A 14472-nucleotide genomic window follows, 5' to 3' on the forward strand; every position below is an offset into this window, starting at 1 on the left:
TAGGGGCCGGCGGTTGCCACACCCCCCTGTGACAACCTGTGACACATCCACATGGCCAGGAACCCCAAAGCGGGGCGGGAGCGTTTCGATCCGCAGTCAGCCCGCCCCGGCGGCAGACCCAGTCACCCTTTACAGACGGAAACGCCATGAACGCTCGCTTCGCGCCTGACCTGGCGGTCGACACCGATGCCGCCGCCGCCGTCCTTGCCGAGCTTGGCAACGGGACGCGCCTCACCATCTTCCGGCTGCTGGTCAATGCCGGCCCGGAAGGTCTGTCGGTCGGCGACATCCAGGGGCGCCTCGGCATTCCCTGGTCGACGTTGTCGCACCACATCTCGCGGCTGGTGCGGGTGGGCCTGGTGGAGCAGATCCGCGACGGCCGCACCCTGCTGTGCCGGCCGCGCCACGCCACCCTCAACACCGTGCTCGGCTGGCTGACCGAAGAGTGCAACCTGCCCTTCGTGCATGACGGCCGTGCCGGCGTCCATGCCTGGGGCGCCGCCGAGTAAAGCCGCTGCCGGGCGGCGGCGGGATGGCTTGCCCGCCGCGCCGCCGGCGCGCCATGATGACGGCTCACCCGCCCGCCGCCGCGGAGGCCGCCGATGCCCGACCCCACCCGTCCCCCCCGCTCCGTCGCCGGGTTGATCCCGGCGGCCGGGCGGTCGTCGCGCATGGGCCGCGACAAGCTGCTGGCCGAGGTCGGCGGCCGCCCCATGCTGCGACGGGTGGCGGAGGCGCTGCTGGCGGGGGGCTGCCGGCCGCTGGTCGCCGTCTGCCGCGGCGGCGATGATCCGCGCCGGGCGGTGCTGGCCGGGCTGCCGGTGACGCTGGTTACCGCCGCCGCATCCGGCGACGCGAGCGGGGCCGGCATGGGCACCTCCATCGCCGCCGGCGCCGCCGGCCTGGAAGCGGCCACGGTGGAGGGGGTGGCGGTCTGCGCCGCCGACCTGCCGCTGCCGGCGGCGGCGGACGTGGCGGCGCTGCTGGCGGCCTTCGACGGCGCCACGGTCACGGCCCTTGCCCACGACGGCGCCCGCGGCCATCCGGTGCTGTTCCCGGCCCGCCTGCTGCCGGCGCTGGCCGCCCTCACCGGCGACGATGGCGCCCGCGCGGTGCTGCGGGGGGAGGCGGTGCGGCTGGTGGCGGCCGGTCCGGGCTGCCGGGTGGACGTCGATACCCCCGCCGACCTCGCCGCGCTGGAGTCATAGCAGACAACTCGGCCTTTGCCCTGGCGGCGCGCCGCGCCATATAGTGTCGAGAAAACCCGTCACCGGCCGGAGGGACGCCATGGACGACCGCACCCGCACCGAAATCGAGGCCGCCGCCTTCCGCGGCCTGGTCGCCCACCTGCAGAAGCGCACCGACGTGCAGAACATCGACCTGATGAACCTGGCCGGGTTCTGCCGCAACTGCCTTGCCAAGTGGTACCGCGCCGCCGCCGAGGCGCGCGGGGTGGAGATGTCCTACGACGAGGCGCGCGAGGTGGTCTACGGCATGCCCTACGACACCTGGAAGGACCGCCACCAGCACGAGGCCAGCGACGACCAGAAGCGCCGCTTCGAGGAAACCAAGCCGCTGCACGCCGACATCAGCGGCCACGTCTAACCCGGGGACAGCCCATGCTCGTCGATCCCTTCGGCCGTCACGTCACCTATCTGCGGGTCTCGGTCACCGACCGCTGCGACCTGCGCTGCACCTACTGCATGGCGGAGGACATGACGTTCCTGCCCAAGCGCGACCTGCTGACGCTGGAGGAACTGGACCGCCTGTGCACCGCCTTCGTGCAGCGGGGGGTGAAGAAGCTGCGCATCACCGGCGGCGAGCCGTTGGTCCGGCGCAACGTCATGCAGTTGTTCCGCGCCCTCGGCCGGCACCTCGACAGCGGCGCGCTGGAGGAACTGACCCTCACCACCAACGCCAACCGCCTCGCCCTGTTCGCCGACGAGCTGGCCGACATCGGCGTGCGGCGGGTGAACGTGTCGCTGGACAGCCTGCGCCCCGACCGCTTCCGCACCATCACCCGCACCGGCGACCTGGACAAGGTGCTGGGCGGCATCATGGCGGCCAAGCGGGCCGGCCTGCACGTCAAGATCAACACCGTCGCCCTGGCCGGCCAGAACGAGGACGAACTGGCGGACATCGTCCGCTGGGCCCATGGCGAGGGCTTCGACGTCACCTTCATCGAAACCATGCCCATGGGCGAGGTGGAGGAAGACCGCACCGCCCATTACCTGCCGCTGTCGGTCCTGCGCGAGCGGCTGGACGCGGTGTGGACGCTGTCCGACCTGCCGCTGCGCACCGGCGGCCCCGCCCGCTATGTGCGGGCGGAGGAAACCGGCGGCCGCATCGGCTTCATCACCCCGCTCACCCATAACTTCTGCGAAGGCTGCAACCGGGTGCGGCTGACCTGCACCGGCACCCTCTACATGTGCCTGGGGCAGGAGGATGCGGCCGACCTGCGGGCGGTGATCCGCGCCACCGAGTCCGACGATGCCCTGCATGCGGCGCTCGACGATGCCATCGCCCGCAAGCCCAAGGGCCACGACTTCATCATCGACCGGGGCGCGCCGCGCTTCTCCGTCGCCCGCCACATGAGCGTCACCGGCGGCTGAGACCGCCGCCGGCCATCCCGCCCCCCGGAGCCTGATTCCATGCAGATCCTCACCGTCCCGGCCCTGTCGGTCGTTCGCCAGCGCCACCACCTGACCCTGCCGCAGGTGGGCCTGACGGGCCTGGACGCCTGCCCGGCGGTCAGCGCCGCCGCAGCGGCGGCCGGGCTGCAGCCGGCCGGGCCGTGGATCTTCGCCGCCCACGGGATGCCGCGCGACGCCCACACCGCCTTCGACCTCGACTATTGCCTGCCGGTGGCGGGCGGCGAGGACTGCCTGCCCGCCTTCCATTGCGCCAGCGCGATCTACGAAGGGCCGCTGACCGGCCTGTTCCCGCAGGGCTATGCGCCGCTGCTGGCCGCCGTGGCCGCCGCCGGACTGGCCACCACCGGCGACACCCGCGAGGTCTACCACATCTGGGACGGCCCCGAGGCCGCCACCAACCGGGTGGAAATCCAGATCGGTCTGGCTGACGGCGCCGGCGCCGGCGCCTGACCTAAGCCCGCCGCTCGCCGGTGCCGGGCCCGCTGCGGGTGAGGCCGTCGCCCTCCGCCCGTGCCTCGATCGCTTCGCCCCCGGCGGCAGGCCCCGCCGGCTCCACCGCTTCGGCCGGCAGGTCGATGTGGAAGGTGGTGCCGATGCCTTCGGCACTGTCGAGGCGGATGGACCCGCCCAGGCGCTCCACCACCTTGCGGCAGATGGCGAGGCCGATGCCGGTGCCTTCATAGGCGTTGCGGCCGTGCAGGCGCTGGAAGATCAGGAAGATGCGCTCGAAGTGGGCGGGGGCGATGCCGATGCCGTTGTCGGCCACCGAAATGGTCAGCCCGCCCTCCGGCCGCGGCAAGCAGCCGATGCGGATGTCCGGCGCGCGCTCCGGGTGGCGGTACTTGAGGGCATTGCCGATCAGGTTCTGGAACAGCCGCAGCAGGTCGCTGCGGTCGCCGCGCACCGCCGGCAGCGCCGCCTCGATGCGGATGGTGCCTTCCGACCGCCGCACGGCGGCATCCAGGTTCACCAGCGCCTCGTTCACCACCGCATCCAGCGGCACCGGATCGGTGGCGGGAATGCCGCGGCCGGCGCGGGAATACTCCAGCAGATCCTGGATCAGGTGCTCCATGCGCTCCACCCCGCTGCGGGCGAAGGCGATGAACTCGCGCGCCTGCGGGTTCAGCTGGTCGGTATAGCGGCGCTCCAGCAGGTTGACGTAGCTCGCCACCGTGCGCAGCGGCTCGCGCAGGTCGTGGCTGGCGACATAGGCGAACTGCTCCAGGTCGGCGTTGGACCGCACCAGCTCGCGCGCCGTCGCCTCCGCTTGGTTCTTGGCGGTGCGCAGGGATTCCTCGGTGCGCAGGCGCTGGGTGATGTCCACCAGCGCCACCAGCCACGCCAGCTGGCCTTCGTGCACGCTCTTGGTCGCCGACAGCATGGCGGTGAAGCGGCGGCCGTTGTAGGTCTGCATGCGCACCACGAAATCGCGCGCCACGCCGTCGCGGTACAGGGCCTGCTGCCAGGCATGGCGGTCGCCGGGCACGGCGTAGAAGGGATCGGCCGTCTGGGCCAGCGCCTCCTCGCGGCTGATCTCGAACATCTCGCAGGCGCGCTGGTTGATGGACAGGATGCGGCGGTCGGGAATGCGGGTGACCACCAGCGCCACCGGCGCCGTCTCCGCGATCTGGCGGGCCTGCTCGCGGCTGGCCTGCAAGGCCTCCTCGCGGCCGTGGATGGCGTCGCGCAGGCGGGCGAGGCTGCGGGCCATGGTGGCGATCTCGTCGTGACCCTCCACCGGCAGCGGCGCCGGCCGACCCTCCGCCTCCGCCGCCATGGCATCACGCAGCTGGTGCAGGCGGCGCAGCACGCTGCGGTTCAGGTAGACCAGCAGACCGCCGGCGGTGGCCCCGGCGGCGAGCGTCAGCAGCGCCACCAGCAGCAGGTCGCCGCCCTGGGCGGCGCGGGTCTGGCGGGAGGCGCTGGCGGCTTCGTCCTGCAGGTACTGCACCAGCCCCCACACGGCGGCCAGAAACTGGTTGGAGACGTCGCCGGTCTGGGTCAGGCGGGCGCGGACCTGCCGCTGGGCGGTGAGGGAAGCCTCCCGCGCGCCGAAGATGTCGGCGGCGGCCACACCCTCCGGCGGCGCGGCGGTGCCCTGGTCGACCCCGCCGCCGATGGCGTGCAACTGTTCCTGCACCGGCTGCACCTGGGCCGCCAGGGCGGGCGGCAGGCGGGCGAAGGCGGCGTCGGCCTCGCGCAGGCGGGTGCGGTAATCGCCCCGCCGCGCCCGCACCCGCGCCTCGTGCGGCTCGCCGGCGGCGGCGGCCAGGGTGTTGAGGGTGGCGGAAGCGGCCAGCGCCCAGTCCGCCGCCCCCCGCTCGCCCATCAGCGCCGGCCGCAGCAGCCGCACCTGGGCATCGGCCTGCTGCACCTGCAGGGCGAAGCGGGACACCAGATAATCCGCCTCGATGCGGGCGGCCACCAGGCCGTCCAGCCCGCGCATGCTTTCAAGCACCGCCCGGTAGGGCGTCACCACCGTCGCCAGCCGCCGGTCGGGCACGCCGGCGGAGCGCAGGTTGGCCAGTTCGTCGTCGAGCCACGCCGCCGTGTCGTCGAGTCTCAGCGCCACCGTGCGGCGGTCGGACTGGGTGGTGGAGAACACCAGGAACGGGATGGTATCGGCCAGGGCCTGGCTCTGGCGGCCGATCAGGCCGGCCTGGGCGGTGGCCGGCAGGCGCGTCAGGGCGACCTCGTCCAGCCGCTCGCTGGCGGTGCTGAGGGCTCGCGCGGCGATCAGGGCGATGCCGCCGGCGATCAGCGCCATCGCGGCGAGGCCGGCGAACAACCGCGCCGCCACGCCGAAGCGAACCGGAGCCATTCTTACCCTTCTTCCCCGTATGGGCGCCTTTCCCGTGGCCCCAACTATACTGTCACGTCCCCCGCCGATGCAGTAAAAACATCGCGGGAAGGCCGGTTGGCAGGATTGCAGGAGGCGGAATGGTGGCGAAGACGGCGGGATGGGGGCGTGCGGCGGCGCTGGGGGCGCTGGCCATGGCGGCGGCGGCGGTGATGGCGGGCCTCCTGGCGCCGCCGGCCCGCGCCGGCACCCTGGACGCGGTGAAGGAGCGCGGCTACCTGCGCTGCGGCGTGTTCGAAAGCGCCCCCGGATTCTCCACCGCCGCCGCCGACGGCCGCAGCCGCGACGGCTTCATGGTGCGGCTGTGCAAGGCGGTGGCGGGCGCCGTCACCGGCGATGCCGGCAACGTCGAGTACGTCTTCCTCAACGGCAGCACCCGGTTCGAGGCCCTGCGCGACGGCACCGTCGACGCCCTGTTCGACAGCACCACCTGGACCGTCGGCCGCGATGCTGGCACCGGCGTCGCCTTCACCCTGCCGGTGTTCCACGACGGCCAGGGCTTCGTCGCCCACCGCCGCCATGGCTGGACCACGCTGGCCGACGTGCCGGCGGCGACGGTCTGCGTCTCCAGCAACTCCACCTCGCAGGCGAGCCTGGCCGACCACACCCGCCGCACCGGGCAGGCGCTGACGCCGCTGGTGTTCGATTCGTGGACGGTGCGCTGGGATGCCTTCCTCACCGGCCGCTGCGAGCTGATGACCACCGACCGCGCGGTGCTGGTCACCCATGTGCCGGAGCGGGTGGAAGACCCGCAGAACTACGTGGTGTTCCCCGACGTCATCTCGAAGGAACCGCTGTCGGTCGCCGTGCGCGACGACGACCGGGCCTGGTTCGACGCCGTGCAGTGGACCCTGTTCGCCCTGATCGCCGCCGAGGAGCTGGAGGTCACCGCCGCCACCGCCGCCGCCCTGCGCGAGACGGCGACGCACCCGGAAGTGCGCCGCCTGCTGGGGGCGGAAGGGGATGTCGGCACCGCCCTCGGCCTGGATGCCGAGTGGGCGCTGCGGGCCATCACCGCCGGCGGCAACTACGGCGAGATCTTCGCCGCCACCCTCGGCGACGACAGCCGCTTCGGCCTCGGCCGTGGCGCCAATGCCCTGTGGAACCAGGGCGGCCTGATCTTCGCGCCGCCCTTCCGCTGACCGGCTGCCGCCCGGCGCCGGCCGGTCAGTAGCCGGTGGCGCGGTCGACCAGATTGAGCGGCGGCCGCCCGTCCTCCAGCCGCTTGATGTTGGCGACGATCTGCTTGCAGGCCTCCATGGGGATGGTCTGCGCCGCAATGTGAGGCGTCACCGTCACCGCCGGGTGGTGGCGGTAGGGATGATCGGCCGGCAGCGGCTCGTGCTCGAAGGCATCCAGCAGGGCGCCGCGGATGTGGCCGCTGTCCAGCGCCGCCAGCAGGTCGGCCTCGACGATGTGGGCGCCGCGGGCGGCATTGACCAGGCAGGCGCCGGCCGGCAGGGCGGCCAGGGTGTCGGCGTTGATCAGCCCGCGGGTCTCCGGCGTCAGCGGCAGCAGGTTGACCAGGATCTCCGTGCGGCCGAGGAAGCGCGGCAGGATGTCGCGCCCGGCGACCGTGCTCACCCCCTCCACCTGACGCGGCGAACGGCTCCAGCCCATCACCTTGAAGCCCAGGCCGGCGATGCCCTGCGCCACCGCCGACCCCAGCGCCCCCAGGCCGAGCACGCCGACGCGGCGGTCGGCGGCGGACTTGAAGGGGCGCGGCGTCCAGGCGCCGGCGGTCTGGTCGCGGCGGTAAAGGTCCATGGCGCGGTGGAAGTGCAGCACGCCGTAGAGGCAGTATTCCACCATCTGCGGCCCCATGCCGGCATCGGCCAGCCGCATGAGCGGCACCTCGGCCGGCAGGGTCGGGTCGCGCAGGATGGCATCCACCCCGGCGCCCAGGTTGAAGATGCCGCGCAGGTTGGGGAAGCGGCCCAGCTCGCCCGGCGGCGGCTGCCAGACGACGGCGTAGAGCACCTGATCGCGCGGCCCGGTCTCCGGCCAGACGTGCACGTCGAGGTCGGGCAGCGCGGCGGCCAGGATGGTGGCGTAGTCGGCGGCGGCCTCGGGGCCTTCCTGGGTGAGGATGACGATGCTCATGCCGTCATCTCCCCGGCCGCCAGCGACGCCAGCCGGCGGCGCAGGTCATCGGGCAGCGGCACCGCCTTGCCGGCCTTCAGGTCGGACAGCACCACCGTGCTGGTGGCGGTGGCGATGCAGGTTTCGCCGACGAACAGCCCCTGCCCCACCGTCACCGACTTGTTGCCCACCCGCAGCACCGCCGTGCCGACGTCGACCACGCCCGGATAATGGGCCTGAGCACGGAAGTCGATGGACAGGTTGACGATCACCCAGTTGATCTCCGCCCCGGCGTGCAGGGCGTTGGCGTGCAGCGCCTCCAGGAACTCCACCCGGCCGCTCTCGCAGTAGACGCAGAAGGCGCAGTTGTTCAGGTGGCCCAGGCTGTCCAGGTCGGCGAAACGGATCTTCTCGCGGCTCCAGTGGTGATAGAGGCGGCGGTCGGTGAGGTCGGCGGCGGTCATCGGCTTTCCTGACGCTGGCTGTCGGTCTCTTGCCGCCGACAGTGCCATGCCCCGCCCGCCGCTGACAACGGCCGCTCTGGCCGCCGCCGGCCGGACGGTGGAGCGGAACGGCGAAAGGAGGGCTTGCGAAAGGCCGCCGCCTCGGCGCAGACTCCCCGCCCGCCCAAAGGTTCAAGCGGAAAAGAAAGGAAACACCCGTGTCCATCAAGCGTATCTCGCCGGGCAAGCGCCTCAGCGAAGCCGTCGTCCACGGCAACACCGTCTACCTCGCCGGCCAGGTCGCCGACGATGCCTCGCTGCCGGCGGAAGGCCAGATGGAGCAGGTGGTCGCCAACATCGACCGGCTGCTGAAGGAAGTGGGCTCCGACAAGTCGAAGCTGCTGTCGGCCACCGTCTACGTCGCCGACATGGCCGCCGACTTCGAGGCCGTCAACCGCGTGTGGGACGCCTGGATCGACCGCACCAACCCGCCGGCCCGCGCCGCCGTGCAGGCGCCGCTGGCGCGCAAGGAATGGCTGGTCGAAGTGGTGGCCATCGCCGCCCTGGACTGACGGCCGCTGCCGCAGCCCCGGTTGCGGGTGCGGACGCCTGGGCGCGTCGGCACCCGCCCGCCGGCGCCATGCTGGCACCGCCGGTCCTGCCCGGCCCTCGGCGACCGGCTCAGCCGGGCACCCTCAGATGCTGCCCCAGCTGCGCAGGGCCGCTTCCACCGCCGCCCCGTCGGCGCCGCGCGCCATGGCCGCCGGCTGCACCTTCGCTCGTTCCGCCATGTAGGCCAGGGCGTTGAGGTCGTCGTAGGTGATTTCCGTCACCATGCCGTCGGCCCACAGCACCCGGCCGGGCTGGTTGGGCGCGGGCTGCTGGATGATTTCCACCTGGTCGCGGTGCTGGCCCAGGGTGATGGTCTTTCGCATGGTCGGTACCCCGTTTTCCCGTCATCCACCGTTCGATCATAGCAGAAGCGTGCCGCTTCCGTACCTGACTAAAGGGTTGAGAAAGCCCCAGGGTTCCCGGGAAGACGAAGGTTCCGACGGCGCAGACCAACGTCGAATGGGGTAGCGGGTCAGGGTGGATCGAGTCCCATGTCGCGGCGGGCCCGGTCGGACAGACGCGCCACCTCCGCCCCCTCCGGCACGCCCACCAGCCACCGCACCAGTCCCCGCAGCAACAGCCGCGCCGCGGCGCCGCGCGACGGTTGCGTGGGCGAGAAATTCTTGTTCATGACCGGTCTCCCGCTTGGTGTCTCTCCTGCCATGGAAAGCCTTCCGGCGGCGGGAGACAAACGGGATTGCCTGCGCTATGCTTCAGCAAAACTAAGCCATGGAGGGAGGCCGTCGCCGTGGCCCGCCAGTTGCCGCCGCTCAACGCCCTGCGCGCCTTCGAGGCGGCGGCGCGTCACCTGTCGTTCGTGAAGGCGGCGGAGGAGCTGGCCGTCACCCCGGCCGCCGTCAGCCAGCAGGTGAAGGGGCTGGAGGACCGCCTCGGCCAGCCCCTGTTCCGCCGCGTCACCCGCGGCCTGCACCTCACCGCCGCCGGCCAGACCCTGCTGCCGGGCCTGAGCGAGGGCTTCGACCGGCTGGCGGAGGCGGTGGCGGAGGTGGGCGGCGGTACCGACGACGACCTGCTCACCGTCTCGGTCCTGCCGAGCTTCGCGGCCCATTGGCTGGTGCCGCGCCTGCCGCGCTTTTCCGAGGCGCATCCCGAGGTGCGGGTGGTGCTGCTGGCGACGCAGCACCGGTCGGACTTTCGCGGCGACGGGGTGGATGCGGCGCTGCGCTACGCCGTGGCGCCGCCGCCGGACGTGGAATGGGCCCAGCTGCTGCAGGAAACCCTGTTCCCGGTCTGCGCCCCCTGGGTCGCCGAGCGCCACGGCCTGCGCGAGCCGGCGGACCTGATGCGGGCGCCCATCCTGCACGACCTGCTGGCCGACGGCACCGTCGACACCAAGTGGGACGGCTGGCTGGCCGCCGCCGGCCTGCCCGACCTCGATCCGCGCCGCGGCTCCGGCCATTCCGACACCACCGTCGCCATGCAGGCGGCCATCGCCGGCCAGGGCGTGCTGCTCGGGCGCGAGCTGCTGGTGGCCGACGCCATCGCACGCGGCCTGCTGGTGGCGCCCTTCGCCCTGCGGGTGCCGGCGCCCTTCAGCTACTGGCTGCTGTGGCCGCAACGCACGGCGCGGCGGAAGGCATGGCGCGCCTTCCGCCGCTGGCTGGATGGAGAGGTCGACGCCTGCCGCGTCAGCCCGCCGCCGGAATGATGCCGCAGGCCACCCGGCCGCCGCCGCCGCCCAGATGCGGGTCGTCGGAATAGGTGTCGCCGCCTTCGTGGATGATGAGGGCGCGGCCGCGCAGGGCGCCCATGTCGGTGATGCGCGGCGCCGTCACCGTGTCGTCGATCAGCCCTTCGGCATCGGCGGTGAGGAACGGCAGGTCGCCCATGTGGCCGTCACCCTCCGGCCCCTGGTGGGTGCCGGTGTTCTGCGGGTCCCAGTGACCGCCGGCGGCACCGCCCGGCGTGCCGTCCGCCGGATCGCACGACGGGTTTTCGTGGACGTGGAAGCCGTGCTCGCCCTCCTTCACGCCCGACACCTGCACCTGGAAGCTGGTGCCGCCGTCGCCGGGCAGGATGGTGACGGTGCCGACGCGGTCGCCGGTGCCCTCGGCGGTGAGGGCGTGCATCTCCACCGCCAGGGGCTGGTCCTGGGCGGCGGCCGGCAGCGCGGCGGCGGCAGCGGCGGCCAGGGCGGCGGCGGTGACGGTAAGGCCGAGGCGGTGCAGCATGGCGGGTCTCTCTCCTTAAGTGTATCGGTCCACCGCTTCAACGCCCCGCCGGCGCATGGCGGAGATTGACGGCGGCGGCGCATCCGGCGTAAAGCCCGACCATGCGACCGCCCGCTCACGCCCTGCCCATCGACCCCGTGCTGCCCGCGCTTGCCGCCGCCCTGGCGGCCGGGCTCAACGCCGTGCTGCAGGCGCCGCCGGGGGCCGGCAAGACGACGCGGGTGCCGCTGGCGCTGCTGGATGCCCCCTGGCTCGCCGGCCGCCGCATCGTCATGCTGGAGCCGCGCCGGCTGGCTGCCCGCGCCGCCGCCGCCCGCATGGCCGCCACCCTCGGCGAAGCGGTGGGGGAGACGGTCGGCTACCGCATCCGCCTGGACACCAGGGTCGGGCCGCGCACGCGCATCGAGGTGGTGACGGAAGGCATCCTCACCCGCATGCTGCAATCGGACCCGGAACTGACCGGCACCGGCTGCCTGATCTTCGACGAGTTCCACGAACGCAGCCTCAACGCCGACCTCGGCCTCGCCCTGGCGCTGGAGGCGCAAGGCGCCCTGCGCGACGACCTGCGCATCGTGGTCATGTCGGCGACGCTGGATGCGGCGCCGGTCGCCGACCTGATGGGCGGCTGCCCGCTGATCACCAGCGAGGGCCGCGCCTTCCCGGTCGACACCCGCTACGTCCCGCCGCCCAGGCCCGACACCCGGCTGGAGGATCACGTCGCCGCCGTGGTGCGGCAGGCGCTGGCGGAAGAAGCGGGCTCGGCCCTGGTCTTCCTGCCCGGACAGGCGGAGATCCGCCGGGTGGAACAGCGGCTGGCGGGATCGCTACCGGCCGGCGTCGCCATCCACGCCCTGTTCGGCGACCTGCCGCAGGCGAAGCAGGATGCCGCCATCGCCCCCGCCCCGCCCGGCAGCCGCAAGGTGGTGCTGGCGACCACCATCGCCGAGACCAGCCTGACCATCGAGGGCATCCGCATCGTGGTCGACGGCGGCCTCGCCCGCGTGCCCCGGTTCGAACCGCGCAGCGGCATGTCGCGGCTGGAAACGGTGAAGGTATCCCAGGCCGCCGCCGAGCAGCGCCGCGGCCGCGCCGGCCGTCTGGAGCCCGGCGTCTGCTACCGTTGCTGGGCGGAGGCCGGTCACAAGGCCCTGCCCGCCTTCGGCCGGCCGGAAATCCTCGACGCCGATCTGGCGCCGCTGGCGCTCGACCTTGCCCAGTGGGGCGCCGCCGATCCGGCCGCCCTGCCGTGGCTGGACGCACCGCCGCCCGCCCACTACGCCCAGGCCCGCGACCTGCTGCGCCGCCTCGACGCCCTGGATGCCGACGGCCGCATCACGCCGCACGGTCAGGCGCTGGCGCCGCTGCCGCTGCATCCGCGTCTGGCCCACATGGTGGTGAGCGGCGATGCCCTCGGCCACGGGCCGCTCGCCTGCCTGCTGGCCGCCCTGTTGTCGGAACGCGACGTGCTGCGCGGCGGCCGCTCGGACTGCGACCTGCGCACCCGCGTCGCCGTGCTGCTGCGCGACGACGCCGCCCCGGCCGGCGCCGATCCCGGCGCCGTGCGGCGGGTGCGCGAGGCAGCGCGGCAGGTGATGCGGGCGGCCGGCATCAAGGGCCAACCCCGCGACGCCGCCGCCACCGGCCTGCTGCTGGCGCTCGGCTACCCGGATCGCGTCGGCCAGCGGCGCGGCGGACAGGTGCGGCTGGCCAACGGACGCGGCGCCGTGCTGCCCGAGGGTGACGGCCTCGCCGCCGCCGACTGGCTGGCGGTGGCCGACGTCGGTGCCGGCAAGGCGGCGCAGGCCCGCATCTGGCTCGCCGCGCCGCTGTCGGTGGCGGAGATCGAGGACGCCTTCGGGCCGGAGATCGTCGAGGGCGCCTTTGTCGTCTGGGACCCGCGCGAGGACGCCGTCGCCGCCCGCCGCCAGCGCCGCCTGGGCGCCCTGGTGCTGAAGGACGAGCCGCTGTCCGCCCTGCCTGCCGACCGCACCGCCGAGGCGGTGTGCGAGGGCATCCGCCAGATCGGCCTGCACGCCCTGCCGTGGACGCCGGAGACCGAGGGCTACCGCGCCCGCCTGCGCTTCCTCCACCGGGTGGAAGGGGCGGCGGAAGGCTGGCCCGACGTCTCCGACGACGCCCTGCTGGCGGGGCTGGAGACGTGGCTCGCGCCCTATCTCGCCGGCATCACCCGCCGCGCCCACTTCCGCCGCATCGACCTGATGGCGGCGCTGGAAAACCTGCTGCCGTGGGAAATGCGCCGCCGCCTGGAGGTCGAGGCGCCGACCCACCTGCAGGTGCCGTCGGGCCATCGCCACCGGCTCGATTACTCCGGCGACGACCCGGTGCTGCCGGTGAAGCTGCAGGAGATGTTCGGCGCCCGCGAGACGCCGCGCATCGCCGGCGGCCGGGTGGCCGTCGTCATCCACCTGCTGTCGCCGGCGCAGCGGCCGCTGGCGGTCACCCGCGACCTGCCGTTCTTCTGGCGCGAGGCCTACCCCTCGGTGAAGGCGGAAATGCGTGGCCGCTACCCAAAGCATCCGTGGCCCGACGACCCGCTCGCCGCCGCCCCCACCGCCCGCACCAAACCGCGCGGCTGACGCCGACCCTTCTATCAGGCGTTGTTCTGTGGTGTTGTGAACGGATCAGGGCAGGAGGGAGAGCCGCCGTGTTCGAATACGTCATCATCGGCTTCGTGGTGCTGGTCGCCGTCACCCTGTGGAGCGGCGTGCACATCGTGCCGCAGAGCCAGACCTATGTGGTGGAGCGGTTCGGCCGCTATCAGCGGGTGCTGCACGCCGGCCTCAACCTCATCGTGCCCTTCCTCGACCGGGTGGCGCACAAGGTGGACATCCTGGAACGCCGCCTGCCGGAGCGGCCGTCGGACGTCATCACCCGCGACAACGTGACCATCTCCGTCACCATGTCCATCTTCTTCCGGGTGACGTCGCCGGAATACACCGTCTACCGCATCCGCGACGTGGAAGGCGCCATCGCCACCGCCGTCACCGGCGTCGTGCGCTCCAACATCGGTACGGTGGAGTTCGACGAGGTGCAGAGCAACCGCGACTCGCTCAACGTCACCCTGCGCAAGGAACTGGAGGAGATCGCCCAGGGCTGGGGCGTGGAGATCACCCGCTGCGAGATCATCGACGTCAACGTCGACGAATCCACCCGCCGCGCCATGCAGCTGCAGATCAATGCCGAGCGCGAGCGCCGCGCCGCCGTCACCCGCGCCGAGGGCGACAAGCGGGCCGCCGAGCTGCGCGCCGATGCAGAACTCTACACCGCCCAGCGCCAGGCCGAGGCCCGCCGGGTCACCGCCGAGGCGGAAGCCTTCGCCACCGAGACCATCGCCGGCGCCATCAGCCGCGGCGGCATGGATGCCATCCGCTTCGAGGTCGCCAAGCGGCAGATCGAGGCACTGGGGCAGGTCTCCGCCTCGCCCAACGCCAAGTTCATCCTGCTGCCGACCGACATGGGGCAATCCTTCTCCGGCCTCGCCGCCTTTGCCGCCCTGCTGGAAGGCGGCCGCGGCGGCGACGGGGCGCCGCTCGCCCCGCAGACGCCGCCCCCCGCCACCGTCGCCGCCGCCCTGCCAAAGGTGGGGGCATTCTTCCAGCAGCGGGACG

Annotated in this window: 16 protein-coding genes; 10 read left to right on the forward strand and 6 right to left on the reverse strand. The window is 73.0% G+C overall.

Annotated elements, in window-relative coordinates; genetic code table 11:
- Window positions 1-146: 146 nt before the first annotated feature.
- The 5 genes from ABD056_RS08955 to ABD056_RS08975 all read left to right on the forward strand — a co-directional run bounded on the left by ABD056_RS08955 (window position 147) and on the right by ABD056_RS08975 (window position 3104).
- Complete coding sequence (locus ABD056_RS08955) at window positions 147-509, forward strand: ArsR/SmtB family transcription factor (RefSeq protein WP_343866216.1); 363 nt, start codon at window positions 147-149, stop codon at window positions 507-509.
- A gap of 93 nt (window positions 510-602) precedes the next feature.
- Window positions 603-1208: a nucleotidyltransferase family protein gene (locus ABD056_RS08960; protein WP_343866217.1), complete on the forward strand. Its 606-nt coding sequence runs from the start codon at window positions 603-605 to the stop codon at window positions 1206-1208.
- A gap of 79 nt (window positions 1209-1287) precedes the next feature.
- A complete protein-coding gene (locus ABD056_RS08965; RefSeq protein WP_343866218.1) occupies window positions 1288-1605 on the forward strand; it encodes a DUF1244 domain-containing protein in 318 nt (105 codons plus the stop codon).
- Window positions 1606-1619: 14 nt separating this feature from the next.
- Window positions 1620-2612 (forward strand): GTP 3',8-cyclase MoaA, encoded by a 993-nt coding sequence (moaA, locus tag ABD056_RS08970; protein ID WP_343866219.1) that lies wholly within the window; start codon window positions 1620-1622, stop codon window positions 2610-2612.
- 39 nt (window positions 2613-2651) lie between these two features.
- A complete protein-coding gene (locus ABD056_RS08975; RefSeq protein WP_343866220.1) occupies window positions 2652-3104 on the forward strand; it encodes an AraC family transcriptional regulator in 453 nt (150 codons plus the stop codon).
- A gap of 1 nt (window position 3105) precedes the next feature.
- On the opposite strand, the gene ABD056_RS08980 is transcribed toward ABD056_RS08975, so the two are convergent.
- Complete coding sequence (locus tag ABD056_RS08980; RefSeq protein WP_343866221.1) at window positions 3106-5475, reverse strand: ATP-binding protein; 2370 nt, start codon at window positions 5473-5475, stop codon at window positions 3106-3108.
- Window positions 5476-5594: 119 nt separating this feature from the next.
- Here ABD056_RS08980 and ABD056_RS08985 point away from each other — a divergent pair, with 119 nt between their 5' ends.
- Window positions 5595-6656 (forward strand): transporter substrate-binding domain-containing protein, encoded by a 1062-nt coding sequence (locus ABD056_RS08985; RefSeq protein ID WP_343866222.1) that lies wholly within the window; start codon window positions 5595-5597, stop codon window positions 6654-6656.
- 25 nt (window positions 6657-6681) lie between these two features.
- On the opposite strand, the gene ABD056_RS08990 is transcribed toward ABD056_RS08985, so the two are convergent.
- Window positions 6682-7617: a 2-hydroxyacid dehydrogenase gene (locus tag ABD056_RS08990; protein WP_343866223.1), complete on the reverse strand. Its 936-nt coding sequence runs from the start codon at window positions 7615-7617 to the stop codon at window positions 6682-6684.
- Window positions 7614-8060: an acyl-CoA thioesterase gene (locus ABD056_RS08995; protein ID WP_343866224.1), complete on the reverse strand. Its 447-nt coding sequence runs from the start codon at window positions 8058-8060 to the stop codon at window positions 7614-7616. The genes ABD056_RS08990 and ABD056_RS08995 overlap by 4 nt, the downstream gene beginning before the upstream one ends.
- Window positions 8061-8257: 197 nt before the next feature.
- Between ABD056_RS08995 and ABD056_RS09000 the strand changes: the two genes are divergently transcribed.
- Window positions 8258-8611: a RidA family protein gene (locus ABD056_RS09000; RefSeq protein ID WP_343866225.1), complete on the forward strand. Its 354-nt coding sequence runs from the start codon at window positions 8258-8260 to the stop codon at window positions 8609-8611.
- Window positions 8612-8734: 123 nt separating this feature from the next.
- Here ABD056_RS09000 and ABD056_RS09005 read toward each other — a convergent pair whose 3' ends face one another.
- Together ABD056_RS09005 and ABD056_RS09010 are read right to left on the reverse strand one after the other, a co-directional pair.
- Window positions 8735-8974: a hypothetical protein gene (locus tag ABD056_RS09005; protein ID WP_343866226.1), complete on the reverse strand. Its 240-nt coding sequence runs from the start codon at window positions 8972-8974 to the stop codon at window positions 8735-8737.
- Window positions 8975-9123: 149 nt separating this feature from the next.
- A complete protein-coding gene (locus ABD056_RS09010; RefSeq protein WP_343866228.1) occupies window positions 9124-9282 on the reverse strand; it encodes a hypothetical protein in 159 nt (52 codons plus the stop codon).
- A 117-nt stretch (window positions 9283-9399) separates the two neighbouring features.
- Between ABD056_RS09010 and gcvA the strand changes: the two genes are divergently transcribed.
- Window positions 9400-10320: a transcriptional regulator GcvA gene (gene gcvA / locus ABD056_RS09015; RefSeq protein ID WP_343866229.1), complete on the forward strand. Its 921-nt coding sequence runs from the start codon at window positions 9400-9402 to the stop codon at window positions 10318-10320.
- Here gcvA and ABD056_RS09020 read toward each other — a convergent pair.
- Complete coding sequence (locus tag ABD056_RS09020; RefSeq protein WP_343866230.1) at window positions 10301-10843, reverse strand: superoxide dismutase family protein; 543 nt, start codon at window positions 10841-10843, stop codon at window positions 10301-10303. The genes gcvA and ABD056_RS09020 overlap by 20 nt on opposite strands.
- Window positions 10844-10944: 101 nt before the next feature.
- Here ABD056_RS09020 and hrpB point away from each other — a divergent pair, with 101 nt between their 5' ends.
- Window positions 10945-13440 (forward strand): ATP-dependent helicase HrpB, encoded by a 2496-nt coding sequence (gene hrpB / locus ABD056_RS09025; RefSeq protein ID WP_343866231.1) that lies wholly within the window; start codon window positions 10945-10947, stop codon window positions 13438-13440.
- A 68-nt stretch (window positions 13441-13508) separates the two neighbouring features.
- On the forward strand, window positions 13509-14472 hold a 964-nt coding region (locus ABD056_RS09030; protein ID WP_343866232.1), incomplete at its 3' end, for an SPFH domain-containing protein.

Source organism: Caenispirillum bisanense, from assembly GCF_039523075.1.
GTDB lineage: Bacteria > Pseudomonadota > Alphaproteobacteria > Rhodospirillales > Rhodospirillaceae > Caenispirillum > Caenispirillum bisanense.

Bases quoted from the DNA above. Each gene is read 5' to 3' on its own strand.
- ABD056_RS08955 (WP_343866216.1), top strand. From the start codon at position 147: ATGAACGCTCGCTTCGCGCCTGACCTGGCGGTCGACACCGATGCCGCC.
- ABD056_RS08960 (WP_343866217.1), top strand. From the start codon at position 603: ATGCCCGACCCCACCCGTCCCCCCCGCTCCGTCGCCGGGTTGATCCCG.
- ABD056_RS08965 (WP_343866218.1), top strand. From the start codon at position 1,288: ATGGACGACCGCACCCGCACCGAAATCGAGGCCGCCGCCTTCCGCGGC.
- moaA (WP_343866219.1), top strand. From the start codon at position 1,620: ATGCTCGTCGATCCCTTCGGCCGTCACGTCACCTATCTGCGGGTCTCG.
- ABD056_RS08975 (WP_343866220.1), top strand. From the start codon at position 2,652: ATGCAGATCCTCACCGTCCCGGCCCTGTCGGTCGTTCGCCAGCGCCAC.
- ABD056_RS08980 (WP_343866221.1), bottom strand. From the start codon at position 5,475: ATGGCTCCGGTTCGCTTCGGCGTGGCGGCGCGGTTGTTCGCCGGCCTC.
- ABD056_RS08985 (WP_343866222.1), top strand. From the start codon at position 5,595: ATGGTGGCGAAGACGGCGGGATGGGGGCGTGCGGCGGCGCTGGGGGCG.
- ABD056_RS08990 (WP_343866223.1), bottom strand. From the start codon at position 7,617: ATGAGCATCGTCATCCTCACCCAGGAAGGCCCCGAGGCCGCCGCCGAC.
- ABD056_RS08995 (WP_343866224.1), bottom strand. From the start codon at position 8,060: ATGACCGCCGCCGACCTCACCGACCGCCGCCTCTATCACCACTGGAGC.
- ABD056_RS09005 (WP_343866226.1), bottom strand. From the start codon at position 8,974: ATGCGAAAGACCATCACCCTGGGCCAGCACCGCGACCAGGTGGAAATC.
- ABD056_RS09010 (WP_343866228.1), bottom strand. From the start codon at position 9,282: ATGAACAAGAATTTCTCGCCCACGCAACCGTCGCGCGGCGCCGCGGCG.
- ABD056_RS09020 (WP_343866230.1), bottom strand. From the start codon at position 10,843: ATGCTGCACCGCCTCGGCCTTACCGTCACCGCCGCCGCCCTGGCCGCC.
- hrpB (WP_343866231.1), top strand. From the start codon at position 10,945: ATGCGACCGCCCGCTCACGCCCTGCCCATCGACCCCGTGCTGCCCGCG.